21 protein-coding genes are annotated in these 25,341 nt (G+C 54.6%); 8 read left to right on the top strand and 13 right to left on the bottom strand.

What is annotated here, in order from left to right:
• Positions 1 to 13: 13 nt before the first annotated feature.
• The 3 genes from pheP to BMF08_RS11055 all read right to left on the bottom strand — a co-directional run bounded on the left by pheP (position 14) and on the right by BMF08_RS11055 (position 4,821).
• Complete coding sequence (gene pheP, locus BMF08_RS11065) at positions 14 to 1,384, bottom strand: phenylalanine transporter (RefSeq protein WP_072567644.1); 1,371 nt, start codon at positions 1,382 to 1,384, stop codon at positions 14 to 16.
• Positions 1,385 to 1,491: 107 nt separating this feature from the next.
• Positions 1,492 to 3,684 carry a TonB-dependent receptor gene (locus BMF08_RS11060; RefSeq protein WP_072567643.1) on the bottom strand — a complete coding sequence of 731 codons (2,193 nt, stop codon included), beginning with the start codon at positions 3,682 to 3,684 and terminating at the stop codon, positions 1,492 to 1,494.
• Between the two features lie 45 nt (positions 3,685 to 3,729).
• Positions 3,730 to 4,821, bottom strand: a complete 1,092-nt coding sequence (locus BMF08_RS11055) for a YncE family protein (RefSeq protein WP_072567642.1) — start codon at positions 4,819 to 4,821, stop codon at positions 3,730 to 3,732.
• A 418-nt stretch (positions 4,822 to 5,239) separates the two neighbouring features.
• Between BMF08_RS11055 and BMF08_RS11050 the strand changes: the two genes are divergently transcribed.
• From BMF08_RS11050 to BMF08_RS11035, 4 genes are read left to right on the top strand one after another with little or no spacing between them, the layout of a single operon-like run.
• Positions 5,240 to 6,448, top strand: coding sequence for a SpoIIE family protein phosphatase (locus tag BMF08_RS11050; protein WP_072567641.1), 1,209 nt, complete (start codon positions 5,240 to 5,242; stop codon positions 6,446 to 6,448).
• 8 nt (positions 6,449 to 6,456) lie between these two features.
• Entirely contained in the window at positions 6,457 to 7,038 is a 582-nt protein-coding gene (locus BMF08_RS11045; protein WP_234007179.1) for a SiaB family protein kinase, read from the top strand.
• On the top strand, positions 7,031 to 7,447 hold the full coding sequence (locus tag BMF08_RS11040; protein ID WP_072567639.1) for a DUF1987 domain-containing protein: 417 nt from the start codon (positions 7,031 to 7,033) through the stop codon (positions 7,445 to 7,447). The genes BMF08_RS11045 and BMF08_RS11040 overlap by 8 nt, the downstream gene beginning before the upstream one ends.
• Positions 7,441 to 8,217: a GGDEF domain-containing protein gene (locus BMF08_RS11035; protein WP_072567638.1), complete on the top strand. Its 777-nt coding sequence runs from the start codon at positions 7,441 to 7,443 to the stop codon at positions 8,215 to 8,217. The genes BMF08_RS11040 and BMF08_RS11035 overlap by 7 nt, the downstream gene beginning before the upstream one ends.
• On the opposite strand, the gene ymcF is transcribed toward BMF08_RS11035, so the two are convergent.
• From ymcF to BMF08_RS11020, 3 genes are all read right to left on the bottom strand, one after another.
• A complete protein-coding gene (gene ymcF / locus BMF08_RS11030) occupies positions 8,214 to 8,405 on the bottom strand; it encodes a cold shock small protein YmcF (RefSeq protein WP_072567637.1) in 192 nt (63 codons plus the stop codon). The genes BMF08_RS11035 and ymcF overlap by 4 nt on opposite strands.
• Before the next feature lie 308 nt (positions 8,406 to 8,713).
• Positions 8,714 to 9,145, bottom strand: a complete 432-nt coding sequence (locus BMF08_RS11025) for a hypothetical protein (protein ID WP_072567636.1) — start codon at positions 9,143 to 9,145, stop codon at positions 8,714 to 8,716.
• Between the two features lie 375 nt (positions 9,146 to 9,520).
• On the bottom strand, positions 9,521 to 10,066 hold the full coding sequence (locus BMF08_RS11020; RefSeq protein ID WP_072567635.1) for a cupin: 546 nt from the start codon (positions 10,064 to 10,066) through the stop codon (positions 9,521 to 9,523).
• A 108-nt stretch (positions 10,067 to 10,174) separates the two neighbouring features.
• Between BMF08_RS11020 and BMF08_RS11015 the strand changes: the two genes are divergently transcribed.
• Together BMF08_RS11015 and BMF08_RS11010 are read left to right on the top strand one after the other, a co-directional pair.
• Positions 10,175 to 11,278: an AI-2E family transporter gene (locus BMF08_RS11015; protein WP_072567634.1), complete on the top strand. Its 1,104-nt coding sequence runs from the start codon at positions 10,175 to 10,177 to the stop codon at positions 11,276 to 11,278.
• A gap of 222 nt (positions 11,279 to 11,500) precedes the next feature.
• Positions 11,501 to 13,402 (top strand): flagellin N-terminal helical domain-containing protein, encoded by a 1,902-nt coding sequence (locus BMF08_RS11010; protein ID WP_158684886.1) that lies wholly within the window; start codon positions 11,501 to 11,503, stop codon positions 13,400 to 13,402.
• On the opposite strand, the gene BMF08_RS11005 is transcribed toward BMF08_RS11010, so the two are convergent.
• Positions 13,391 to 14,317, bottom strand: coding sequence for a LysR substrate-binding domain-containing protein (locus tag BMF08_RS11005; protein WP_072567632.1), 927 nt, complete (start codon positions 14,315 to 14,317; stop codon positions 13,391 to 13,393). The two genes, BMF08_RS11010 and BMF08_RS11005, sit on opposite strands and share 12 nt — an antisense overlap.
• Positions 14,318 to 14,419: 102 nt before the next feature.
• On the opposite strand from BMF08_RS11005, the gene BMF08_RS11000 reads away from it, so the two are divergent.
• Positions 14,420 to 15,487 carry an SDR family oxidoreductase gene (locus BMF08_RS11000; protein ID WP_072567631.1) on the top strand — a complete coding sequence of 356 codons (1,068 nt, stop codon included), beginning with the start codon at positions 14,420 to 14,422 and terminating at the stop codon, positions 15,485 to 15,487.
• A 49-nt stretch (positions 15,488 to 15,536) separates the two neighbouring features.
• On the opposite strand, the gene BMF08_RS10995 is transcribed toward BMF08_RS11000, so the two are convergent.
• From BMF08_RS10995 to BMF08_RS10980, 4 genes are read right to left on the bottom strand one after another with little or no spacing between them, the layout of a single operon-like run.
• A complete protein-coding gene (locus BMF08_RS10995) occupies positions 15,537 to 17,462 on the bottom strand; it encodes a BglG family transcription antiterminator (protein WP_072569408.1) in 1,926 nt (641 codons plus the stop codon).
• 44 nt (positions 17,463 to 17,506) lie between these two features.
• Entirely contained in the window at positions 17,507 to 18,367 is an 861-nt protein-coding gene (locus tag BMF08_RS10990; RefSeq protein ID WP_072567630.1) for a carbon-nitrogen hydrolase family protein, read from the bottom strand.
• A gap of 13 nt (positions 18,368 to 18,380) precedes the next feature.
• Positions 18,381 to 21,005 carry a glycoside hydrolase family 38 C-terminal domain-containing protein gene (locus tag BMF08_RS10985; RefSeq protein ID WP_072567629.1) on the bottom strand — a complete coding sequence of 875 codons (2,625 nt, stop codon included), beginning with the start codon at positions 21,003 to 21,005 and terminating at the stop codon, positions 18,381 to 18,383.
• 18 nt (positions 21,006 to 21,023) lie between these two features.
• On the bottom strand, positions 21,024 to 22,892 hold the full coding sequence (locus BMF08_RS10980; RefSeq protein ID WP_072567628.1) for a fructose-specific PTS transporter subunit EIIC: 1,869 nt from the start codon (positions 22,890 to 22,892) through the stop codon (positions 21,024 to 21,026).
• Positions 22,893 to 23,110: 218 nt separating this feature from the next.
• Here BMF08_RS10980 and BMF08_RS10975 point away from each other — a divergent pair, with 218 nt between their 5' ends.
• A complete protein-coding gene (locus BMF08_RS10975) occupies positions 23,111 to 24,142 on the top strand; it encodes an NAD(P)H-quinone oxidoreductase (protein ID WP_072567627.1) in 1,032 nt (343 codons plus the stop codon).
• A gap of 276 nt (positions 24,143 to 24,418) precedes the next feature.
• On the opposite strand, the gene BMF08_RS10970 is transcribed toward BMF08_RS10975, so the two are convergent.
• Both BMF08_RS10970 and BMF08_RS21155 read right to left on the bottom strand, forming a co-directional pair.
• Positions 24,419 to 24,931: a type II toxin-antitoxin system YafO family toxin gene (locus tag BMF08_RS10970; RefSeq protein ID WP_072567626.1), complete on the bottom strand. Its 513-nt coding sequence runs from the start codon at positions 24,929 to 24,931 to the stop codon at positions 24,419 to 24,421.
• Positions 24,918 to 25,247: a hypothetical protein gene (locus BMF08_RS21155; protein WP_158684885.1), complete on the bottom strand. Its 330-nt coding sequence runs from the start codon at positions 25,245 to 25,247 to the stop codon at positions 24,918 to 24,920. Before BMF08_RS21155 ends, BMF08_RS10970 begins: the two co-directional genes overlap by 14 nt.
• Positions 25,248 to 25,341 lie beyond the last annotated feature (94 nt).

Below are 25,341 nucleotides of genomic sequence, written 5' to 3'. Positions count from 1 at the left end.
GAGGGGAAAAGGATCACGCTTTAGGGCGGCGCATTACCTTAAAGGCGACAAACAGGAAGAGGATCCACACCGGCAGCAGAATGGCAGACGTACGCATACTTTCCATGGTGCACATCAGGCCGAGGATCATCACCAGGAAGGCGATGCACAGGTAGTTGCTCGCCGGGTAAAACAGCGCTTTGAACTGGGTATCACGTCCCTTGCGGCGCATGGCGGCGCGGAACTTGAGGTGCGCGAGGCAGATCATCAGCCAGTTGAGCAGCAGGGTGGCAACCACCAGCGCCATCAGCAGACCAAAGGCTTCCTGCGGCAGCAGATAGTTCACCAGGATCACCAGCGAGGTGATGGCCGCTGACAGGAACAGGGAGTTCACCGGCACGCCGCGTTTGTTGACGCGGGTTAAAAACGCCGGGGCGTTGCCCTGCACCGACAGGCCGAACAGCATACGGCTGTTGGAGTAAACGCCGCTGTTAAACACCGACAGCGAGGCCACCAGAATGATGAAGTTCAGCGCCGAGGCGACGATATTGCTGTTCATATCGTGGAAAATCAACACAAAGGGGCTGCTGTTGGCTTTCACATCCACCCACGGATAGAGCGCTAACAGCACCACCAGCGAGCCGATGTAAAACAGCAGAATGCGGTACACCACCTGGTTCACCGCTTTCGGGATGGTGGTTTCCGGGGAACTGGCTTCCGCCGCCGTAATGCCAATCAGCTCCAGCCCGCCAAAGGAGAACATGATCACCGCCAGCGACAGGATCAGCCCGTGCCAGCCGGTGGCCAGAAAGCCGCCGTGCTGCCACAGGTTGTCGATACCGGCACGCTCGCCGCCGCTGCCGGAGAACAGCAGCCACAGGCCAAAGCCGATCATCGCAATAATCGCCAGCACTTTGATCAGCGCAAACCAGAACTCCATCTCACCGTACAGGCGCACGTTCACCAGATTGACGGCGTTGATAAGAATGAAGAAGGTCGCCGCCCACACCCAGGTCGGGACGTCCGGCAGCCAGTACTGCATGTAAATGCCCGCGGCGGTGAGTTCCGCCATGCCCACCAGCACGAACATCACCCAGTAGTTCCAGCCGGAGAGGAAGCCGGCGAACGGGCCCCAGTATTTATAGGCGAAATGGGAAAAAGATCCGGATACCGGCTCTTCGACCACCATTTCACCCAGCTGGCGCATGATCAAAAAAGCGATGATCCCGGCCAGCGCGTAGCCGAGCAGTACCGCCGGGCCCGCCATCTGGATCGCCGGACCAATGCCGAGAAACAGTCCGGTACCGATAGCGCCGCCGAGGGCGATAAGCTGAATATGTCGGTTTTTTAAGCCCCGTTGCAGCGTCGGCCCGGTTTCCGGCGCGACTTGTGACGCGTTTTTCACGTCTTTCCCCTGTGTGTCTTTTATTTGAAGGGGCACGTTTTAACATTTAGCGCCGGAGGTGGCAATTATGATGGGCGTCCCTGCCCGTCATAACGAGGTGCGGGGGATCAGAAATCGTAGCTCATAGAGACTTTCAGCGTGCGTCCTTCGCCCTGGAAAATATAGGTGCCGAGATCTTCCACGCCGGACCAGTATTTCTCATTAGTGACGTTATCCACGCCCACGCGCCAGATCATCTCGTTCTGCGCCTCGTTAAGGCGCATCCGGTAACGCATGCCGAGATCCAGGGTGGTGTAGCTGTCGAGCTTTTTGGTGTTGGCGGCGTCGGCGTACTGTGAACCGGTGTGGTTAACGCGCGCGGTGGCGGTAAGGCCGTCGATCGGTTTGATGTCATACTCCGCGCCCACCACCATGAAGAAGTTCGGTACGCCGATAGCGTCTTTGCCGTCGTTGATGCCGTCTTTGGTGCGGGTCATTTCCGGATCGATCCAGGTGGTGCTGCCGTTCAGACGCAGGCCAAGTACCGGCTCGCCGAAGACGTTCAGCTCCACGCCACGGTTACGCTGCTCGCCGTCCAGCCCGTAACGTTTTGTGGCGCTGTCCAGAATGGCGGAGGGCTTTTTGATTTCAAACAGCGCCAGCGTCCCGCCGACACGCCCATAGTCGACCTTTACGCCCACTTCGTTTTGCTTCGCGTGAATGATACCGACGGATTCAAAGGCGTTGGCGGCGTCTTTCGGCGCGTTGCTGCCTGGCTGTAAAGATTCAGTATGGTTAGCGTAGAGCGATACCTGTTCCCACGGCTTATACACCACGCCATAGGTTGGCATCCAGCGGCTTTCGGTATAGCGCGCGGTCAGGGTTTCCGCGCCGGTGGCGTTGCTGTAGTTACGCACCACCACTTTCTGATGACGGGCGGCGACGGTCAGTTGCAGGCGGTCATCCAGCACGCCTAAGGTATCGCTGAACAGCCAGCCCTGGGTGCGGTTGCGGCTGGTGGTCAGCGGATCGAAATAGTTACCGCCCACGGAGTTATAACCCGGACGCGATACGCTGTCGGTATCGTAGATATTGATCAGCGGACGGTTCGCTTCGGCGGTGGATCGCCAGGCGGTGTTGTCTTTTTTGGTCAGCGCCGAATAACCGGCATTCACCTTGTGGGACACCACGCCGGTATCAAACTGCCCGCGCAGACCCGCCATGCCGCTGAAGGAGTCGGAAATACGGTTGGTATCCAGACGGCCGATCCACGCATCGCCCTGCTTATTGATGATCTCCGGTGAGCTGTACAGCCCGGTTTCATGGGCATGCTGGCCGCCGAACGCCGTGTACGCCGTCCAGGCATCCGTCACATCAAACTCGGCACGCGCCATGCCGAATTCGTTTTCGATGTCGCTGTAGCCCCACTGCTGGCTGTAGTTGTGCGTAGGATCCGGCAGATCGGGAATGAAATCGACCTTGCTGATTTTGATGCCAACGTTGCTGCCGTGGAAGGTTTTCTTCTGGTAGCCCACGTCCAGCGAGGTGCGCAGACGCTCGCCGCGATAATCCAGCCCGATGGCGGCCAGCGTGGTGCGACGGTGATCGTCATCCACTGCCCCCTCGCCTTCCCTGTGCAGCAGATTAACCCGCGCCCCGAACTGGTTGTCATCGCCAAAACGACGCCCCAGATCCAGCGAGCCGCCGATCTGCGCCTGGCTGGCGTAATCCACGCCAACGCGGGTGACAGGCGTGTCTTCCGCGTGCTTAGGTTCAAGGTTGATCATGCCGCCCACGCCGCTGGCCGCCGCGCCGTTCAGCAGACCATTCGCACCTTTGAAGATCTCCACACGTTCCAGCATCTGCGTATCCACCACCTGACGCGGCACGATGCCCGGCAGACCGCCCATGGTCATGTCGTCGCCATCGAGCTTAAAGCCGCGAATGCGGTAGGTTTCCGCGAAGTTGCCGTAGCCCTGCACCGCCTGCACGCCCGCGTCGTTGCTGACCACATCGGCGATGGTTTTCGCCTGCTGATCCTGCACCGCTTTCGCGGTGTAACCGATGACGTTGAACGGCACGTCCATTGCGTTTTGCTCGCCGAGCATCCCCAGACGCCCGCCGTGCGCCACCTGTCCATCCAAGTACGCGGGAACCAGCTGGTCGCCGCCAGCGGTAAAATCACTACCCGCCGCCTGGACCACTATCGTATCTTCCGTCGCCGCCGGGGGCTGGGTTTCCGCCGTCGCGGTATGGGTTACGGCACCGATCGCCAGCGCCAGCAACGTCTTATGCAAAGGAGCAGTACTGTTCATGGTCATCTTTTATGAGAAAGGGATAAAAGGCCCGTCGCCGGGCCGGTTCGGTTATTTATTCAGGTCAATACGGACCACGCTGTCCGGGCCTTTGGTGGAGTGATCTTTATTAAACGCCTGCTTCACGGTGACAAACAGCGTCTGGCCGTCAGCGGAAAGCAGCAGGCTGTTCGGGTGTGGCGGCAGATCCCAGGATTTTTTCACCGCGTAGGTGGTGGCGTCGAGGCTCAGCACTTTGCCGGAATCACGCTGGGAAATATAAAGCTCGTTGCGTTTGGCATTGAATTTCACAGCCAGCGAATCGCCGACCGGCAGCTGTTTGATCACCGTGCCGGTGTTGATGTCCAGCACCAGCGTGGTTTTCGCCTTCGAGTTATCGGTGACGAACAGGCGGCCGGTGGCGCTGTCTTCTGCGATATTCAGCAGCAGCGCCTCTTTTTCGCCGAGCGGCTTCCAGCGTTTTTCGACGCGGTTGTTACGCGGGTTGATCACCAGGATCTCGCCGCCGCCGTTTGCGGCATAGATGCGCCCGGTTTTTTCTGAGTAATGCAGGCCGGTCATCCATTTGCCGGTGTTTTTGATGCGCGTTTTCAGCTTCATGGTTTTCGCATCCACGACCCAGATCAGCGCCGGATCGGCGACCGCGCCGATATACAGCAGGCCGTTGTGCAGCAACACCTGACGCGCGCCGTAAGGGAAGCCTTCCGGATTACGCTCCGGGAACAGGGCGCGGTCGATGACTTTACCGTCGGCGGTATTGATGGCGCTGATCCCCGCGTCCAGCGAGTTGGTGACGTACAGGGTTTTGCCGTCTGCCGACATATCCACGCCGAAGTTTTTCAGATCGGTATGGGTGACGCCGAGGGTTTTCAGCGTTTTCGGATCAAGTTTGTAGACCATCCCGCCCTGCACATCTTTGAAGCCTTCTGCGCTGGCGACATAGAGCGCATCGCCCGCCGGGCTTAGCGCCAGTTCGTACACGCCTTCCGCCAGCACGCGTTTTACCACACTGCTGTCAGCCTGAGCGGTGGTCTGGGTTTTCGGCGCTTCAGCCGGTTTTTTTGCGTCGGAGCTATGCGGCGCGCTGCACCCGCTCAGGGCAACCGCAACCAGCAGAGCCAGTGCAGACGTTTTCATTTTCATGTGGAAAATCCTTTGCCTTCAATGCGAATAGTCAGGGAGGTAGCGCTCATGCGCCATAACAATAAAGAGAATGAGAACTATACGCATTATGTTTCTGCAAGCAAGATCATTTGCCACAATCCTTAACGAATTGTCAGCAGCGGTAACAGGCGGCAAAACCTCCGGAAAAAATCCGCAATAAAGAAGGGGTTGATAGTTCAGATGATAAGGATTATCTTTCTCATTACTGAATAGTTGAGCAAAACACTCAGGTATTCAGCACGACATTGCTCACATTGCTTCCAGTATTATGTTGCCCGCCTTGTGCGGGCTTTTTTTTGCGCAAACGCCCCACCGCTGCCCTGTCACTGAAATAAAACCGTCATACATGCCCTGTAGGATTCAGATAATTCTTATCTCAGGGAACACGCGGATTTTCATGGATATTCCTCTTTCCTCCCGACAGCTTAACGCAGGAATGTTGCGTATTGACGTTCCACATGTCACACCCGATTCCACCAATCTGCGGGTGATGGCGCTGTTTAACGAACATAAGTCTTTGATTGGCCTGCCGGTGCTGGAAAATAATCGCCCGGTCGGCATGATCAATCGCCATATTTTTCTCTCACAGATGAGCCGCCCGTTCTTTCATGAGCTTTACGATCAAAAAAGCTGTATTGCGTTTATGGATAAGACGCCGCTGATCGTCGAGGCCAGCGCCGGGCTGGAGTTTCTGGCAGGCCAGGTGGTGGAAACCGGCGATAAAGCGGTGACGGAAGGCTTTATCCTGACGGAAGACGGGCAGTACATCGGCATCGGGCTGGGCATCGATCTCATCAAAACCGTGTCAGATTTACAGGCCAAACAGCATTTTCAGATTATGCAGAGCATTGAATATGCGCGGGTGATCCAGGAGTCGATGCTTTCCCGTTCACGGCAGAGCATTGAGGAAACCCTTAACGACTGGTGCCTGTTCTGGCAGCCGCGCGACTGCGTGGGCGGCGATATTTATGCATTCCGTCGTGATGAACAGGGCTGGCTGGCGGTGATCGCCGACTGTACCGGCCACGGCGTCCCCGGCGCTTTTATGACCTTTATCTTCGCCTCGGCGCTGGAAAAAGCGCAGACCCTGGCCGCGCCGCACGAGCCGGAGCGCCTGCTTGCCATCATCAACCGCTATATCAAACAGACGCTCAGCCAGCTGCACCCCAGCGCCGATCTCAGCCAGTCCAACGACGGCTGTGATGCCATCGCCCTGTATGTCGATAACCAGAATGCGCAGATGTTATGGGCGAACGCGCAAATGCACGCCTTTGTGCTGGGGGCGCAGGCGGAAGAAGTCAGCGTGCTGGAAGCAGATCGCAAAGGCCTGGGCTACAGCGATACGCCGTCCGATCACCAGTGGCGTCGCTATCAACGTCCGCTCGTTAAGGGCGATCAGGTGCTGATAGTCACCGACGGGCTGACCGATCAGATCGGCGGCGAGCGGGGCATTATGCTCGGCAAAAAACGCATTCAGTCGGTTCTGCTGCAGGAAAGACACCTGCCGATGCAGGATCTCTCCCGCGCGCTGGGCTCGGCGTTGCAGACATGGCAGGGACAGGAGTTGTCGCGGGACGACATTACATGGTTTGGTTTTCGCTGGTGAGTGATGAGATGAAATTTAATGACCTCCAGGCCAAAGAGGCGGTGCTGCTGCCGCTGATTAGTCTGCAACGGCAAAGCGCCGTCGAACTGTTTTACACCGGCTATTTTTCCCAGGCGCACATTGTGTCGATGGGCGATGTGGTACGGGCGTGGCTGGATAAACATGAAGCCTCGCTGCCGCTACGCCGCCGTCTGTTTTCGGTATTTATCGAGATGGGCCAGAACATCGTGCGCTACTCCTGCGATGAACGCTACCTTGGCTGCGGGGCTGATGAGCGGCGTTTTGGTTCGCTGTGCTTTCACACCGATGCCGGTAACTATTATCTGGAGACCGCCAACCTGGTCGGGCATGAAGCCTCTTCCTTACTGCAAAACAATCTCGACGTGCTGCGCACCATGACGCAGGCCGAAATTAAACAGGCCTGGAAAGAAGGCTTACGCAGTGAAGCGCCTGCCAGCAGTAAGGGCGCAAATATTGGATTGTTGACCATGGCGCGGGAGACCAGCGAACCGCTGGAATATCGCATCCATCCTTTAGCGGCCAGCACGTTGTCCGCTTTTCATCTTAAGGCCACTTTCGCCCATGACTGATATGACACTGACGCCTGCTATCGTGCTGGCCGCCACCCCTGCCACCCCGGAAGTGAATTTCGATTTCGCGGCCCGCCGTCTGGTGCTGAAAGGCGAATCCTGGCCGGAAAACGCCGCGGCCTTTTTCCGCCCGCTATTGCTGGCGGTGGAAACCTGGCTGGGAGAACAATCGGCCAATACCGCGCCTTTGCAACTGCATGTGGCGCTCAGCTATTTCAACAGCTCCAGCACCAAACTGCTGTTTGAGTTTTTCGAACTGCTGAACGGTTTCGCCCTGCAGGGAACAGCCTGCGAGCTGCACTGGTATTACGACGCGGACGATGACATCTCGGAAGAGTTTGGGCAGGAGGTGAGCATGGATTTCCCGGCAATCGCCGTCTTTTTAAAAGCGGACCTGAGCGCATGCTAGATATTAACGAGCTTTTTCAGGAAGAGTATAACGTTCTGGAAGACGCCCGGATCGCCGCCGCCAATGCGCAGCTGCCTGCGGAGGTCTGCCGCGAAAAGCTGTGGACCATCGCGAAGCATTATCAGCGTTTGATCCGTGAATCTTACCGCCTCATCTCCCGCAGCGATCGCGCCGAGCGGGAGTTAACCCGCATCAACGAGGAGCTGCAAAAGCTGGCGGCCAGGCTGGAATATGAAGCGACGCACGATCCGCTCACCGCGGTATACAACCGCAGCGCCATTATTAATCAGATCGATAAATCTCTGCTGACCGGCGACGTGGCGCTGATCCTGCTGGATATCGATCATTTCAAGCGCATTAACGATGAGTACGGCCATCCGACCGGGGATCGGGTGATCTGCTCGCTGGTGTCACGGGTGCGGCGTGCGCTACCGGATCACGCCGCAATCGGGCGGGTCGGCGGGGAAGAATTCACGATCCTGCTGCCCCGCGCGCGCATTGAAGAGGCAATGCTGATCGCCGGTTATCTGCATGCATCACTGAACGCTTCGCCGCTGGAATGTCTGCCGGATCGGTACGTGACCGCCAGCTTTGGCGTCAGTTTAGGGGTGCGTAATAGCGATTTTGAAACCCTCTATTCGGCGGCGGATACGGCGCTGTATGACGCGAAAAGGCGTGGCCGTAACCGGGTGGCGCTGCATGAGGATTTTTTTCGTCCGGGCATAAAAAAGCCTCACATCGCTGCAAGGCTCTCTTCGGGTCGGGATTAACGCGCCCCGACCAGGCGTTTGTCTGCATGAACGTCCGGCGTATAAACCACCGTTCTGGCCATCATCGCTGATTTACAAAATATACATTTTGCGCCATACGGGTTGCTTTCGGTCATGTCAAAAGGTGATGTCCTGTACTGCGAACCGTGGCAACGCGGACAGGTGAAGTGCATAGAAGTTGTTGTCATTGAGTATTTTAACCTTTTCTGTGGGCCTTTTGGCCAGAGATGGTCTGAAATACAGAGTTTAATCAGCGCTTAAAAAGTGGAGGCTCAAAGAAGAGGTATCAAAGATACACTGAGAAATGAGGACTGCTTTAGTTAACTACCCGAGATAATGTCTGCGTATCAAACCGACTGATCCATTAACGCACGTCTGATTTGGGAAAGCAACACTTATTTGAGGTGTTATTTTTAACGCTGAAGGCTCTGGCACAAAAATAAAATGTCGGTACATCCGTGCACCTGATACCTGAGCTTAGTAGGGTTAATCCCATTCAGCAAATGATGTCCCGGCGATTGCGATAAAATAATTTTAGCGGTCGCAATATGCAGTAATTTTCCGCAGTGAAATCATTAGTCGTCAGATAACGCTCGATATTCGCATCCGGCTTCCACAAGGCGGTCAGCGCATCATAACGCATTGTTTTATCGCCATCCGGCGTTTCCACCCGATACTCTCCGCTTTGCAAATAGCCGGATGAGAACTGCAAATGGCTGTCGCTGGCGCCACTTACCTGATGTTCAATTTTACGAAAACCAATCGGAACCAGATGAAAAAGATAAAAAGGCAATGTTTTCAGTTTTAAATCCGAGAAGCTTGAAATTATTTCACCATCGCGGGTGAGGATCACTTCCTGTAAGGAAACGGGCGACGACGGTAAAAGTTCAGGAAAAGGGCATTCAGCTTTGAAATAAATTATTTGCATAGCGGTACCTCAGGCGGGTCTGTTTTTTTTGTCACATATTATTTTTATAGTCCAACTGCGTCAGCCATTCCTCTTTTTCGGACTTTACAGAGAATAATTACCTGAAAATTACGCCAATTTACATGCGCAACGGCAGAGCTAAATAGTCTTATAATCATTAAGTTTAATTTTTGCTTAATACAAAATAAGCATCACTAATGATTGCTGTCTTAAGGTATTCTTAAGGTAATGTAAATATAGTGATGGCGATCAAGTTTTACTTGCTCCAGGTTTCAGAGGTGGTTACTATTTGTCCGCTTTTGAAACATCGGTTTACAGATGAACGAAATTTTTGTCGGTAGGGGATTCGATGTCGCCTTACCGACTTTCTTCGTCTCACCCTCCCTGCTTTGCATCTTCCCGTTCGCTTCCCAGCCAGTGACTTAATAAAGGCCCTTTTGCGCCATACACCGGATCGCATGCCGGAAACGGCGTCGTGGCAATGCTTTTCAGCATCTCCGGCGACGGCGCAGCCCGACAAATATCCGCACTCTGTCCCGGCGGATATGCCCCCACCACCGTAAAGTCATCGCTGCTGCCTTTATTACAGTGCCCGGTTCCGGCAGGCAGCAACGCAATATCTCCCGCATGCACGGTGACTAAGGTCCCGCCAGGCCCGCCCAGCATGACCTGCGCCTCCCCCTGCGTGAAAGCCAGCACTTCATGGGCTTCGCTGTGGTAATGGTGATAATTGAAAATGCCGTCCACCCACTGCGCCGGCCAGCCGTTATCGGCAAACAGCCGTTCCACATCGGCGATGGCCTGGGCGCCCGGCGTGAAAACGCCACGATATAGCAGCACCGGCAGGCGGGGATTGTTCGGCACCCAGTCATGGGCCTCCAGCAGCAACACTTCGACATTCGGGTAAGAAATTTCCGGCATAACAACACTCCAGCGGCTAATGATTTTTTAAGCGTAGCCAGGCTTTATTGTATTCTCGCCAGTACCTTCTATATTTCGGAAACAGAATGCATATCGGGAGTTGTAGTTATGAGATTTAAGGGACTAACGAAAGGATTTTTCATCCTGATCCTGTTTGTCGTCACGCTGGCGTTTTTTGATGTCCTGTCGCCCTATTTCTCGGCGATTTTGTGGGCCACTATCCTCGCGGTGATCTTCCAGCCGCTGAAGAACAAGCTGCGCGAAAAGATGGCGGATAAAAACGGTATCGCCTCGCTTATCACCGTCTTAATCATCTGCCTTATCGTTTTCACACCCTTAGCCATCATCCTGTCATCCCTGGCCTTTGAAATTAATGTTGTGTACCGCAAGTTACAGGAGAACAACACCCAGTTCCCGGTGGTGATTGCCGATTTGCTGCGCCATCTGCCTGACTGGGCGCGCAATTTCCTTGCGGAACATGAACTGAATAACGCCACACAGATCCAGCAGGCGCTCTCCGGCGTGGCGCTGAAGGGCGGGCAATATATGGCGGGCAGCGCCTTTATTATTGGTAAGGGGACCTTTGGCTTTACCATCAGCTTTGGCGTCATGCTCTACCTGCTATTCTTCCTGCTGAAGGATGGCCCGGTGATCGTTCATCAGGCGCTGGAGGCGCTGCCCCTCTCCCGCTACGTTAAACATCATCTATTCGCCAAATTCGCCACCGTTTCGCGGGCGACGGTAAAAGGCACCGTGGTGGTGGCCGTGGTCCAGGGCGTGCTCGGCGGCATCGGCTTCTCCATTGTCGGCATCGACGGCAGCATTCTGTGGGGCGCGCTGATGGCGTTCCTGTCGCTGATCCCGGCAGTAGGCTCGGCGATTGTCTGGGTTCCGGCGGCGATTTTCCTCTTCTCCACCGGGCAGATGTGGCAGGGCTTCTTTATTGTCGGCTTCTTTGTGGTGATCGTCGGTCTGGTGGATAACCTGCTGCGTCCGCTGCTGGTCGGCAAAGACACCAAAATGCCGGACTATCTGATCCTTATCACCACGCTCGGCGGCATGGAAATTTATGGCATCAACGGTTTTGTGATCGGCCCGCTGATCGCCGCGCTCTTTATCGCCTGCTGGAATTTACTCTCCGGTAAAGATCATCAGGGCAACGTTGACGAGCTGGACGATGACTTTATGGAGGAAGGCAGGCGCGAGCAGTAAGCCCACCTACCAGAGTTTGTAGATCGCAGTTAATGCTGCTGGCCGCTTCGTTTAATGTCGCGGCCAGCAGCATAAAACCTGATAAAAAACGACTTATCCCACAGTAAATACCAGAAATTTGCCCTGAGCGCCCGAGAACTTTCACTACGCCATAATTTGTCCCTAAAGAAAATTCCCGCCTGCCGATAATTCCTCTCAGGGATGCCATTCGTGAGCAGGGTAATGATAAGTCTAAAAACCAATGTGTTTTCACTGAACGCCGGAAACAATCTCAGCAAAAGCGCGTCGTCGCTCGACCAGGCGATCCGTCGTTTATCTTCCGGGCTGCGCATTAACGGCGCCAGCGATGACGCCGCAGGCCAGGCCATCAGCAACCGGCTTTCCAGCCAGCAACACGCGCTGGCGCAGGCACAGCGTAACGCCGGGGATGGGCTGTCGCTGGTGGACACGGCGGAAGGCGCGATGAGCGCCATTAACGGCAGGCTGCAACGCATTCGTGACCTGACGGTTCAGGGGCTTAACGACACCTGGAATCAGCAGGATTCAGACGCCATTCAGGCAGAAATCAACCTCAACCTGAAAGAGATCGACCGCCTGACCACAGCGACCACGTTTAACGGTATCAATCTGCTGGATGGCAGCGCCGGTAAACTCGGTTTCCAGGTCGGCGCTTACGATAACGAAAAAATCGATCTCGACCTTTCATCACCGGGCTTCAGCGTGGATGAACTGGGCTTAAAGGATCTGATCATTCGCGGCATCAGCGGTAAAGTGACCGATGAGAACACCGTCACGGGCATCGCCAATAATATTTCCCTGACCAATGGCACGGCGAGCGTGAGTTATGCCACCCCTGCCGGGATCACCTCCCCGCAACTGGTGCGCAGCACCGTCAATAATCAGCTCTATATCCAGGGCAACGACAGCAACGGTCAGGCGACCTTTTTCCCGGCAACCTACAACGCCAGCTGGTACACCGCCACCGGCAGTGGTACGGTTTCCGTGGGCACCACCAGCACCTCGCCGCTGTACAGCCCGGTCGCCAGCCTGCCCGCCCGCACTATTCCGTCCGTGAATTTTACCGACATCAGCGGCACGCCTTTAAGTGCCAGCCCGCCCCCGGCGCTGACCATGGATAGCGGTCAGTATTATATTGAGCAGAATAATACCTGGTATCCCGCCACGGTAAGCTTCGGCCCGACCGGTGCGGTCAGCGCGCAAATGTCCAGCGCGACCGGCCTGCTGGATACCGATTTTGCCACCCTGCCGACGGCGGTGACCAGCACACCCTTCGCCAATGCCAGCACCGCAAGCTTTACCGATGCCAGCGGCAACCCGGTGGCAGGCGCGGCCCGGCTGGTGAAGAACGGCAGTCAGTATCTGATGGAAGTCGATAACGGCGGCGGCAACATACAGTATTACAACGCTTCGGTGACCGCGACATCGAACGGCACCACCACCAGCATGCAGGTCAGCGCCCTGAGCGCCACCAGCCAGAACGCTTTCATGGCGGTGAATTCAGTTAACGGTATCTCAGTGGTAACCATGGATCGCGCTAACGTCGAGCTGCGTTATACCGATGCCGATGGCCGTTCCACCAATGATGTGCTGCGTCAGGATGCCGACGGCAACTATTTTATGGACGCGTCAGGCTCCACCACGGGGAAAACCGCAACCCTGGTCCGGCAGAATGATGCCGCCAGTACGCTGATGCTGAAAACCCTGCAGGGCGTGGGCGATGTGCAGATCTATTTCGCCACCACTTACAGTGCGACCACCGATGCGTCAACCAACGCCACCACCATGAGCATTGCGGAAGTGGGCGATGAGATCCGCTTACGCAATCCGGATAACCCGCTCGCCACCCTCGATAAAGCCATCAGCATGGTAGATGCGCAGCGCACGAAGCTCGGTGCGGTGGCCAATCGCCTCTCTTCTGTACAAAATTTACAGAGCGGCGCGACGGCAACTATCGCCGCCGCCCGATCGCGTATTGAAGATGCCGACTACGCCACGGAAGTCTCAGCGATGTCGAGGGCGCAGATCCTGCAACAGGCGGGGGCGCAGGTGCTGATGAAAGCTAACCAGACGCCGCAAATGGTGCTGGCGCTGTTAAACGGCTAACGCATTCAGCGGCGCGGTAATGTCCAGCTGGCTCAGCACGTTAAGCAGGGCATCCACTTTCGGCAGCCACTGCTTGCGGCGCGGCCAGACCAGCGACAGCGCCAGACCGTCGGGCTGCAATTCCGGCATAATCACTTTAAGCTCCCCGCGCAACAGCGGGGCGCGCACCAGCCAGGTGGGCATTTGCGCCACGCCCAGCCCCGCCACCACCGCCTGCTGCTGGGCATCCACATCCCCCAGCGCCATGCGGTACGGCACGTTTCGCCAGTTCTGATGCCCGTCGGCGGTAGTGAACAGCCAGGGCTTGGTGCTGCCATCCACCCGCTCGTAAAGAATGGCGCGGTGCTTTATTAATTCCTCTACCGTGCGCGGACAGCCCTCGCGGGCCAGATAATCCGGCGCGGCGCAAAACACCATTTTCTCGCGCCCCGACAGCCGACAGCCCAGCGACGCGGGCAGATCCACCGAGCCGCCAATACGCACCGCCACGTCTATGCCCTCATCAAACAGGTCGATAAAGCGATCGGAAAACGTCAGGCTAAGCTCGATTTCCGGGTGCTGCTGACAAAATGGCATCAGCAGCGGCATTACCGCCAGCCGCCCGTAGGTATTGGGCACCGCCAGCCGTAAACGCCCGGAGGGAATGGTGCGCTGGGCGGCGAGCACCGACTCGGCTTCTGACAGCTCCTCCAGAATGCGCATACAGGTCTGATAATACGCGTGCCCGGCGTCGGTCAGTTGCAGATGCCGGGTCGTGCGCTCCAGCAGGCGCGATCCGAGGCGCGCTTCCAGGCGGCTGACGCTTTTACTCACCGCCGATCCGGTGACGTGCAGGTATTCCGCCGCGGCGGTAAAGCTGCCTTTTTCGACGCTGGTGACAAAAGGGACAATATCTTTCAGACGCTGGTCGTGCACGAATTGATGACCTCAGGTTAAGGATCTTGTGAATTTATACCAGAGCCGGGAATGAGATTCTCTATTAGTCTGTATATATCCCCTGTTACGAGGTAAACACAGATGACTAAAAAAGCATTGATCGTCGGTATCAGCGGCGTAATTGGCCGCGCGCTGTCAGAGAAATTATTGCAGGACGGCTGGGAAGTGACCGGCCTGTCCCGCGGGCGCGGCGAGGTGCTCGCAGGCTGCACCAGCCTGACGGCGGATCTCACTGACGCAGCGGCGGTCAGCGAAGCGCTGAAATCGGTCAAACCTGACGCGGTATTTTTCAGCGTCTGGGCGCGTCAGGAAAACGAAAAAGCCAATATCCGCGTCAACGGCGCGATGATCAAAAACGTGATTGACGCGCTGGGCGAGCGCCTCCACGGCGCGCATGTCGCGCTGGTCACCGGCCTGAAACACTACCTTGGCCCGTTCGAGAACTACGGCAAAGGCAGCGCCGCCGTTACCCCATTCCGCGAAGAACAGGGGCGTCAGCCGGTGGATAACTTCTACTACGCCCAGGAAGATGAACTCTTTGCCGGTGCCGAGAAGTACGGCTATCGCTGGAGCGTTCACCGTCCCCACACCATCGTCGGCTATGCCGTGGGTAACGCCATGAACATGGGCCAGACGCTGGCGGTCTACGCGACCCTGTGCCGTGAAAAAGGCTGGCCGTTTATTTTCCCCGGCTCGCCGGAGCAGTGGAACGGCGTGAGCGATGTCACCGACGCGGGCCTGCTGGCAGAACAGCTCAGCTGGGCGGCCACCAGCCCGACGGCGGCGAACGAAGATTTTAACGCCGTGAACGGCGACGTATTCCGCTGGCGCTGGCTGTGGCCACGTCTTGCCGCCTACTTCGGCATTGAAGCCGCAGATTATCCGGCGCAGATGATGCCGCTGGAAGGCCGTATGCAGGAGGCCGCAGCCGCCTGGCAGACCATCGCCGCGCAGCACCAGTTGCGCGAGCAGGACATCAATAAGCTGGTCTCCTGGTGGCATACCGACGCCGATCTGGGCCGTCCGATGGAAGCCTTCACCGACATGAGCAAAAGCCGCAAAGCAGGCTTTACCGGCTATCGCAGCACGCTGGATTCCTTCACTACGCTGTTCGATAAACTGAAGCAGGAAAAGATTATTCCTGGTTGATGCCGCCCCTGCGCTTACCCTCTGCACCAGAGGGTAAGCGCTTTATTTCTTATGCACTCCGGCCAAAACAGTCCGTGGCTATCGCCTGGAAATCATCGAAGCTGGCGCTGTTAACCAGTCGTCGGGTTGCTTTTTCACGGATAAACGTCATAAACAGATCGTAAATTCTCACCGCCTCGTCGCTATCCTCTTTACTGATCGCCAGTAAGAAAATCACCTGTGCCACCTCACCTTTATTGCTCCAGGCTACGCCGTCCGGTACGAGGATCGTCACCACCGCGGTCTTTTTAGCCCGCAGGCCCAGCGCATGGGGAATAGCAATGCCGTCGCCGAGCAGAGTGGACATAATGGATTCACGCTCAAGCAGCGAGGGATAAAAATCATCCGCTGTAAACCCCTGCTCTTTCAGCAGATTGCAGGCGCGTTTAAATAATGCTCCTTGTGTCATCGGCCCGTTAATCCGCATAAAACGTCGTTCATTGAAAAAACGGGCAAAAATCCATGGACGCGTGCGATCAACTATTACCAGGCGGCCAATCTGCTCTATTTGCCAGGGGGTCGGAAACAGGGCAATGCGGACCACGGGCTTATTTTTCTGGGTCAGGCGCAGCGTCGAGATAATGAAATCTTCCTCAACGTGAGGCAATTGCTCGTAGTCACGCAGGGCAATAACGCGTTCGACGACGATTTGCGGGAACTGGCGCAGAAGCTTTTCTTCGATCATGCGCAGTACTGAAATACCGGAATCACTGACGATAATCACCCTCGGATGGCGTTCAAAACCAGAACTGTAATTACGCTCCAGCCCGACGCCAATATGCACCGCCAGATAACCGGCCTCATCCTCATTGATGGTGTAAGGCACGCAACTGGCCATTTTCGATATGGCGCTGAGGGTCACGTCCCAGGCAAAGGGATAATAGGTTTTGATATCAGCAAGCAATGGATTGGGCGTACTGACCTGATATTTTACCCGGGTCAGCATTGCCACCAGGTGTGTCGTGAGATCGTCACGCAGCTGGCGGTCGTGCCGTAAATCGTAGTTATAGGTGCCGTGGATAAAATTAAGCATATTATCCACCAGTTCCGCGCTATTGATTTCGGTTTTCAGCTCATCAGCGGATCCAATAATCCGCCGGGCGGCAATCTGAATTTGCAGCCAGGCCAGCTCGGCGGCTGAATATTCACTGCCGAGAAAAAACGACAATCCCTGCGCAATATCCTGGCTGGCTTTGTCTATCACCGGATCGCTATCGCAGGCTGTGAGATGGATGATTTCATGGCCGGAGGTGATGCGCACTATGGATACCGCACACACCATGCTCAAATAGTGAAGCGCATCGTGGCTCAGCTTTATATCAAAACGATCCACGCTATTTTGCAGAATTTTAGCCAGGTGATGCAGATCGATATTCATCAGGAATTCCTGCACCGCCATGGTCATCAGCGGTTTATTGGCGGCGACGCTCATCTGCCAGATAACATCGGCAATCGCGTTGCGGATCGCAGGCTCCGTTCCGCTGACGCGGGATCCAGACCAGGGGCGTGTTTCCAGCGCGAGCTGATATTTTTTTAAAGCGTCTTTTACCTCGTTCATATCCCGATGCACTGTGCCACGGCTGACACACCATTCATCAGCGATAAGGTCAAGTTTGACAGGCGCAGCCTGGGTCAGAAAGCGCAGCAGCAAAAGATGTATGCGATCTTTACTGCTGCGGGGAATGATTTTTTTCCGCCCTGCGGTCTGCGGCAAGGCGGCAAAAGCGCGTTGATCGTCAACAATCACGCGATAGCCCGTCCCCCGCTCATAATGGATATGCGCCCCATAATCCTGGAGGGCATCATTGAGTATCCCGATATCGGTGCGGATCGTACGCGCCGACACCTGAAAACGCGTCGCTAACTCATCCTGCGGCAGGGTTTCTGCCTGGATCGTCTCATACAGTTCAGCCAGTCGCTGATAAGGAAATAGCATCACTGCACGCCCCCCTTCCATGGAAATTAACGCAGCCGGCATGGTTATCTGTGCTTTTGATGCGCCTGTTTCAGGTTTTCATACATCCGGGCCGTAACATCGCGCAGCACAGGGAATAATGGCCGGATTGCTTTATTTTGAATGTCTGTCTTGCCGAGCGTTATACACTCTCCTTCATAAGGCGCTTTACAAATCACCGGACTGCCCGGGATTTTAGATCCGCAATCGCCTGCTGCGATAATACAACCGCCACCCCAGTAGGTTGTTTCACCCTCCTGCCCCACCAGATTGGTGTAGATAAAATCAACAGTATTCTCCATCGCCCGGGCTTTCACGATTGGTTCAAAAATGTCTTTCTCAAAGGCAGGTGAACCTGATATACCCACAATGACATCAGCCCCTTTCAGCGTAAGTAATCGTGCCAGTTCAGGGAAGAAGATGTCGTAACAAATTAACGCACCAATGCGGCCAATGGCAGTGTTATAGACCTCAAGTTCACCTCCATGACTGAAATAACGTCGATCGGGGAACGCACCCGCTCCGCCATTATCAGTGGCATGGCCCGGCAAAGTATTTTTTCGCCAGCCTCCAATATAACCTTCAGGCCCCACCAGTGCTGCTGCGTTATACAGGATGCCGGGCAGCGTTTTTTCCACCATGCCCCAGATAATATGAATGCTATGCTGACGGGCAAGCTGCGTGAAATAATCCGTTGTCACGCCGGGGAGCGTTTCCGCCACCTCAAAAAAACGATCGCCGCAATGATAACCAGTCAAGGCGAGCTCTGGAAAAACTATCAGCTCAGCCCCCTGCTGAGCTGCCTCCAGAACAAAGCGCGTCATTTTTTCAAGGTTGGCATTTTTGTTGGCGGTTTCTGGCGTAATTTGTGCAATGGCAATGTTCATCTGTTTATCCCTTTCAGAAAGCATCCACAATAAAGGTAACGATCTCATTGGGCTGTAACCGCCCGACGCTAATCACGCCGGTAAGGGCATTGAAGCTCACGTCGCCGGGGATTTCCTGCTCGTTGAGCGTCGCGCGTCTGACACGGTTGAAGCATGTGGTGTTAAGCCGCAGCTGCACGTCATCTGCTTTATCCGCCAACTGATTGACCAGCCGCAGAATAAAACCCGGCCCCTTTTCGCAGCGCTTAAAGGCCATCACGCTAATGTTCGGGGTTTCAACCGCAAATAACGTCATTGCGTCCGCCAGGCTCCCCCGCTTGCCGCGCGGCGTCGCCGCCAGCAGCGGCAACTGCCAGCGATCTGCCTCGGCCGCAATATCGCCCTCGGACGATGGCAAATACATAAATGCATACTCAAGGGTATGGTCGCCGGGCATCAGGCTGTCCGGCACAGGTACATGCAGCCCCGAGCGCCGTCCCGGACGATCCACCAGATCCTGCTTGCCCATATAATCCATGGTGCAAATCAGCGGCACCGAAACGACCGGCGTAGCCCCGTCACTGTTTATTTCATAGGTGACGAGTCCCTTATTAAAAATCAGCACTTTGCCGCTGGCGTGTTCAAATCCCATATAGCGTTGCTGTGGGTACAGGGCGTAATAGCGCTCTTCCCATCCTTCGCGCTGCCAGGCATCGGGATCCGGAACGCTGTTTTCCCGATAAAGCATACCGTACTGTTGTTCAGCAAAATGTCCCCTGCCCGGCTGGTTATCAGGAAAAGTAACGCACACCCGATGATTGCGGGCCTGATTATGGAGAGTGGTACAAAAATCTACCCGTCGTGAGTCTTTACTGATGCGCAGAATACATGCTATTCGCTGATCAAGGGTTTCATCGCTGCGTTTATCGGCACCCGTATCGGCAGGTACGGCGAAATTAAAAATAAGTCTGACCGCTGCCGACAGCGAGGAATTATGCAGCACCTCAATATCCGGCAGGCCATGATGGGGATGGCACAGCCGATCGCTGACCGGCGGCGAATAGTCATATTCATCACCGGCATTTCCGTTCTCGATGAAATAATTAAGATCCGCAAACTGTTCGCCCGTTGCCCGGTCGGTATAGGTTAATGCCCCATTTTGCTGAACGGTCAGAGTAAAAAAGTCGGTGGTAAAGGTCGCGGTATTCTCGTTAAACAAAGGCTGACCCTTTGCTTCGCTTTGCGGCATAGATCGTGGGATCATATACAGCGTCTGATAGCCGAAGCCCGGAAACCTGACCTTAATTGCCATCTCATAACGGTAAAGCAGACGATCCTGGTTTTTTTGCCCGATTTCGATCTGCGCATCATTCTGGTTAATGGCGCTGACAGCGCTGATTGCGAAATCAACAGGCTGCCCTTCGCTGTCGATAAGGGTGAAATCTTCAGCGGGCGTGACAAAAGAGACATTTTCATAGCCACTCCGCGCCGATCCGGAAAAATTAAACAGCACCAGCGGCGTACCCTGCGTTTTATACGCAATATGGTCACCGATGTATTCGGAGGCATCCTGTAACAGCATGGCAGAAATTTGCTGCGCATTATGATAACGCTGCATCATTTGCGCATGGGTGCTGTCAGTGCAGACGCAGCAAATGGAGTCATGGGCATGATTTTGTAAAATATATTTACAGGCCTGGCCGATAAGTTCCTGCTGGTAAGGTTGACCAAAAAGAGCGCTCATGCTCATCAACGGTTCGGCCATCCGTTGCAGCTGCGTCTGCGTATGATAATTCGTAATTTTAATATCAAGGCGCGTCATACCAATGCTGACATGCACCCGCATATATTTTCCTTTGCGAAACTCCCCCTCCACCACTTTTTTATCACCCTGCTTAAATACCGCCGCAAGATAATCTGTAAGCGCGCCGATGCGGAAATTATGCTCAGGCAGGTCAGCATTCAACTGTTTCACGATCTCCGGCAGTAGTGGGTTTGCATTGCGCTGGTCAAAACCGCACATCAGCAGCATGTTGCGCTTATCGGATCTGGCGTACAGGGCAGCAAGATTATTCTTTATGATGCTGACGTTATTATCGGGATCGTCATTCAGCAGGCGCGCGTTGCCATATCCTTCCGCCAGTACCGTGGTTTTTACCGACGAGCCATCCGCACTTCGCCAGATAAAATCCACATCAGGGCATTCATCTTCTGTTATGCCCCGCCAGAACACCGCGTAGTCAATGTCAAACCCCTGCAGCAGCTGCGGCAGTTGCGCCGCCTGTCCAAAGGAGTCCGGCAGATAACCCACCTGCATACTTCCGCCGAAAGCGGCTGCAATGCGCTGACCGATGAGCAGATTGCGGATCTGGAATTCTCCGCCGGGAATGAACTCATCCGGCTGAATATACCAGGGGCCGACGATAATTCTCTTGTGGGCAATTAACTGCTGCAACTGCTGTTTTTTGTGCGGTTTAATTGCCAGATAATCCTCAAGCACGATGGTCTGCCCGTCCATCATAAAAGAGGGATAATGCGGATTATGTTCTAACAGCTCGATCAGATTATCGAAAAATATCACCAACCGGACCCGGTATTCTTCGAAGGTTTTATGCCACTCACGATCCCAGTGCGTGTGCGAAATAATATAGAAATCCATAATAACGTCCTCTGTTTATTACGCGTTTGTCCGTTCGATAAATTCTTTCTTCAGGGTAATCGCGCACAGCGCGGTAACCGCAACGCCAAAAAGAAAAGCGCCCATAAATAATAACGGGTGCCGGAAGAAGGGCACGACGAATATGCCACCGCTCGGCACGGACGCTTCTACGCCCATTCCCAGGGCCAGCGCCGCCCCTGCCGCAGATCCGGTGACAATGGATAAAATTACGCGCCAGGGATCGGCCACCGCAAAGGGGATCGCGCCTTCCGTAATGCCGGTCAGCCCCATGATTGCGGTGGCAATGGCACTGCTTCGCTCAGCCACGCTGAATTTTTTGGGTGCCAGACGGGTGGCCAGCGCCAGTCCTGCGGGCGGCGTCATAATGCCGATCCAGCAGGCGGCCATAGGGGCATAAACTCCCTGTGCCAGCATGCCGACGCAAAAAGCAAAGGCCACTTTATTAATCGGGCCACCCATATCAATCGCCATCATCGCGCCGATGATCATGCCCATCACAATCAAATTTCCGCCCTGGAGGGATTTCAGTCCGTTTTCCAGTAAAACAGATAATTGTGCAATGGGAACGCCCACCGTATACATCACCAGCGCCACCAGCCCCGATCCCAGCAGAGGAATAATAATAATCGGCTTAAGCTGCGTCAGATAAGCATGCATGGGGATGCGTTTTAGTTGATTAACAATAAAGCCTGCGACAAATCCGGCAACTATGCCGCCCAAAAAGCCTGCGCCAATTTCTCTGGCAATTAAGCCCCCCGCCATGCCCGCAACGATGCCAGGTTTATCCGCAATGGAATAAGAAATATATCCAGCGATAACCGGCACCATTAACGAAAATATCAGCACGCCAGTCTGTACAGTCATATGTGCAAAGCCGGTTTTTTGATCGCCGCCGCCCAGCAACAGGCCGAGGGTCAGAATTAAGCCTCCGGCGACCACAAACGGCAGCATAAAAGAGACGCCGGTCATTAAATGACTTTTAGCGTCGTCCAGCAGTTTGCCGATAGTCGATTTCTCTTTACCTGCCGTGTTAACAGCATCCCGGGGGATATTCTCGCCTTTCTTTTGCGTTTCCGCCTGCTTCAGCGCCTGTAAAATAACAGCCTGCGCATCCCTGATGGGATCGGACACTGATACTTTTACCTGCGGCAGATGGTCATAGCGTTCGGCCTCTTTTACCGCCACCGACACCGCAAATATCACCGCGTCAGCCTCACGTAATTGCTCAGCGGTATGTTTACCTTCTATGCCGTTCGCCCCCTGCTTTTCAACCCGGACAGTGACCCCTAGCGCCTTCCCGGCTTTGACCAGCGCGTCGGCGGCCATATAGGTATGCGCCACGCCCGCGGGACAAGCGGTCACCGCCAGCAGCGTTTTCTGGCACTGCGCCGTCTGATCGGCGGCGGCGACAGGGATATCAAGATTGTGAATAAAGGCATCGGGGGTGGGGGAGGAAAATAAGCGCTCGCTGTATTCTTCATCGCCCATGTTTTGCATCAGTTCTGCCAGCAGCGCCAGATGCATACTACCGGCTTCGCTTTCCGGGATCGCCAGCATAAAAATATGCTGAACACCGTCATCTTCTTCAAAAGATTCCCAGTCCATGACAGGCTTTTTTGTGGTCATCACGGCAAAACAGGCTTCTTTCACGGCGGCGCATTTCCCATGGGGCAGCGCGAGGCCTGCTCCCATTCCGGTTTCGCCCAGCGCTTCCCGTGCATAAACGGCCTGCAAAAATGCTTCTTCCGACGTCAGTTTTCCGCTTTCAAAAAGTTTTCGGGCCAGCGTGCGAATAATCTCGTCTTTCTTATCGGCGTCACTGTTAAGTATTATCAGAGCGTTAGTGGTTAATGTTGATAGTTGCATATATCCCCTTCCCTTTTGACCATCCTGGTAAAATGCCTCACTGCTTTTCGACGTATTTACCCTAACAGCTCTCACTTGCGAGTTTTATTCTGAAAATTTCCCCTCCGAAGTGGAAGTAAACAGAACAGCATTGAATTACCTCACATTCAGTTACCCTTCTTTGCCACAAGCCCACCGATCGCAGCCATACTAAAGACACTGAATGCAGGAGGAAAAAGATGTCTGAACACACCACAACCATTCCCGACACCATGACCGCAGTTGAGATCACGCAGCCCGGCGGCCCGGAGGTTTTACAGCCCACCACCCGCCCGGTGCCGAAGCCACAGCCGCATGAAGTGCTGATCCGCGTGGTCGCCGCGGGCGTTAACGGCCCTGACATCATGCAGCGCAAAGGCCAGTATGCGCCGCCGCCGGGGGCGTCTGATATTCCGGGACTGGAAGTCTCGGGGATCGTGGCGGCAGTCGGTGCGGATGTGAAAAGCTTTACGGTGGGCGATCATGTGGCCGCGCTGATTCCGGGGGGCGGTTACGCAGAGTATTGCGTGGCCCATGAAACCAACGCCCTGCCGCTGCCGCCGGGCTTAAGCCTGATCGAGGCCGCCGCCCTGCCCGAGACCTTTATGACGGTATGGCTCAATATGTTCGAGCGCGGCCAGTTTAAGGCGGGCGACATTATTCTGATCCACGGCGGCGCGTCCGGTATCGGCACCACCGCCACCATGCTGGCGAAGGCGTTCGGCGCGGCAAAAATCATCACCACCGTGGGATCAGAAGAGCATCACGAAGCCAGCCTGAAGCTCGGGGCGGATACCGCAGTGCTGTATAAAGAAGCGGATTTTGTTGAAGTCACTAAAGAGGTCACGGACGGCCACGGCGCGGACATTATTCTGGATATAGTCGCGGGCGATTACGTGGCGCGAAACTATGACGCGGCGGCGATGAATGGCCGAATCGTGCAGATCGGCGTAATTGGCGGCGCCGCCAAAGAGCTGAATCTGTTCCCGATGCTCAGCAAGCGCCTGACGCATATCGGCTCAACGTTGCGTTCACGTTCACCGGAAGAGAAAGCCGCGCTGATCAAAGCGCTCACCGAGAACGTCTGGCCGCTGCTGGAAAAAGGCACCGTCAAACCCCAGGTATGCAAAACCTTCCCGTTTGAAAAAGCCGGTGAGGCGCATCAGATGATGGACGACAGTAAACATATCGGCAAAGTGGTGCTGATTATGGATGAAGAGGCGCATCGCTAAAATATTAAGGGGGCGCAAGCCCCCTTATGTTACCCCTGCTGGTCCCTTACTGCGGCCACGTCATTTCGCCTTTCAGTAATTTCGCGCCCCGCTGCTGGTAAAAAGATAACTGTCAGAAACAGGTATTTAAGGGGCTTCGCCGCTACGCGAACAGATGTCTGTCACATTATGCTTAATGCTCGATTTACGATGAACAATTATAATAAAATATATTTAATATAAATAGCATCATCATGAGCACGTACTAATAACCAGTAATATTCACAAAAAAGCTCACTATACTGACTTCTTATTTTTGAAAGAGTAGTGCCATGGATCAATATGCCTGGGCAGGGGACTGGTTTTCGTTTTTTCATGAAATAATTTTGTGAAATTTAAAACAGAATTCATCCAGACTGCTTCATTCGCTTTTGTATGGGCTGGTGGATCCCAGTACGCCAGAAGCGCCGCATCTCGGCGATCATTAACTGCATAAATTAAATAAGCATTACTGGCAGGCTTTGGACGGTGATTCCCCTGTTCGTCAACTGGCCCAAATGCCCAATTATCCCAGCACTTTTCAGTGCAGCTATAGGAGTAATTTGCATACTGATGAATATTGACATGCACTTTTCGCAAATGAAAAGAAAGCGCTCCGTCAGGCCTTTCAAAAAGCGTATCTTTGCCTAAATCTGGATGATGACCTTTACGCCAGTGACTCTTGAATGCTTCTTTTAAAGAAATTAAAAAATCGTCAGTTTTGAATTCGCCAGTGGGAATAATTCCACCGCTATACTCACTCGAAAGCATCAAAGTCCTCTTCTTTCATCCGAATATCCAGAGTACTGAGCATGCGGAAGGACAGTTCTGACGAAGCTTCAGCAGAAATTGATTTAATTTTTAGCGCGTTTTCTGAACGCGCAACGGTTTGTGGCCGTCTGAGCAGAGAATATCGTTTATCTTTCATTAAAATAGCCACTTTGCGCAACATAAGTCCATTTTCATCAGTGTCATTGATTAATAAACTGCGGCCCACTAACGAGCCACGAGAAAGACGAACCTCACGACGCTTCGCAGATGGCCGATTACTGACCGGTCCTCGCGCCAGGGATCCATGCTTTGTCATCTCTCATCTCCGGTAAATTGCTGCTGAACAAAGACGATAACCTTTGAGCCAATAGTACGCCTGCGTCATCACACCTGCAATTTGGACAAGGCTA

The organism is Enterobacter sp. SA187, assembly GCF_001888805.2.
GTDB lineage: Bacteria > Pseudomonadota > Gammaproteobacteria > Enterobacterales > Enterobacteriaceae > Enterobacter_D.
Note: the sequence above shows the minus strand (reverse complement) of the source record. Positions and strands in the feature narration are given on the sequence as shown.

Coding starts and splice junctions, on each gene's coding strand:
- BMF08_RS11060 (WP_072567643.1), bottom strand. CDS start 3,684: ATGACCATGAACAGTACTGCTCCTTTGCATAAGACGTTGCTGGCGCTG.
- BMF08_RS11055 (WP_072567642.1), bottom strand. CDS start 4,821: ATGAAAATGAAAACGTCTGCACTGGCTCTGCTGGTTGCGGTTGCCCTG.
- BMF08_RS11050 (WP_072567641.1), top strand. CDS start 5,240: ATGGATATTCCTCTTTCCTCCCGACAGCTTAACGCAGGAATGTTGCGT.
- BMF08_RS11045 (WP_234007179.1), top strand. CDS start 6,457: ATGAAATTTAATGACCTCCAGGCCAAAGAGGCGGTGCTGCTGCCGCTG.
- BMF08_RS11040 (WP_072567639.1), top strand. CDS start 7,031: ATGACTGATATGACACTGACGCCTGCTATCGTGCTGGCCGCCACCCCT.
- BMF08_RS11035 (WP_072567638.1), top strand. CDS start 7,441: ATGCTAGATATTAACGAGCTTTTTCAGGAAGAGTATAACGTTCTGGAA.
- ymcF (WP_072567637.1), bottom strand. CDS start 8,405: ATGACAACAACTTCTATGCACTTCACCTGTCCGCGTTGCCACGGTTCG.
- BMF08_RS11025 (WP_072567636.1), bottom strand. CDS start 9,145: ATGCAAATAATTTATTTCAAAGCTGAATGCCCTTTTCCTGAACTTTTA.
- BMF08_RS11020 (WP_072567635.1), bottom strand. CDS start 10,066: ATGCCGGAAATTTCTTACCCGAATGTCGAAGTGTTGCTGCTGGAGGCC.
- BMF08_RS11015 (WP_072567634.1), top strand. CDS start 10,175: ATGAGATTTAAGGGACTAACGAAAGGATTTTTCATCCTGATCCTGTTT.
- BMF08_RS11010 (WP_158684886.1), top strand. CDS start 11,501: ATGATAAGTCTAAAAACCAATGTGTTTTCACTGAACGCCGGAAACAAT.
- BMF08_RS11000 (WP_072567631.1), top strand. CDS start 14,420: ATGACTAAAAAAGCATTGATCGTCGGTATCAGCGGCGTAATTGGCCGC.
- BMF08_RS10995 (WP_072569408.1), bottom strand. CDS start 17,462: ATGCTATTTCCTTATCAGCGACTGGCTGAACTGTATGAGACGATCCAG.
- BMF08_RS10990 (WP_072567630.1), bottom strand. CDS start 18,367: ATGAACATTGCCATTGCACAAATTACGCCAGAAACCGCCAACAAAAAT.
- BMF08_RS10985 (WP_072567629.1), bottom strand. CDS start 21,005: ATGGATTTCTATATTATTTCGCACACGCACTGGGATCGTGAGTGGCAT.
- BMF08_RS10980 (WP_072567628.1), bottom strand. CDS start 22,892: ATGCAACTATCAACATTAACCACTAACGCTCTGATAATACTTAACAGT.
- BMF08_RS10975 (WP_072567627.1), top strand. CDS start 23,111: ATGTCTGAACACACCACAACCATTCCCGACACCATGACCGCAGTTGAG.
- BMF08_RS10970 (WP_072567626.1), bottom strand. CDS start 24,931: ATGCTTTCGAGTGAGTATAGCGGTGGAATTATTCCCACTGGCGAATTC.
- BMF08_RS21155 (WP_158684885.1), bottom strand. CDS start 25,247: ATGACAAAGCATGGATCCCTGGCGCGAGGACCGGTCAGTAATCGGCCA.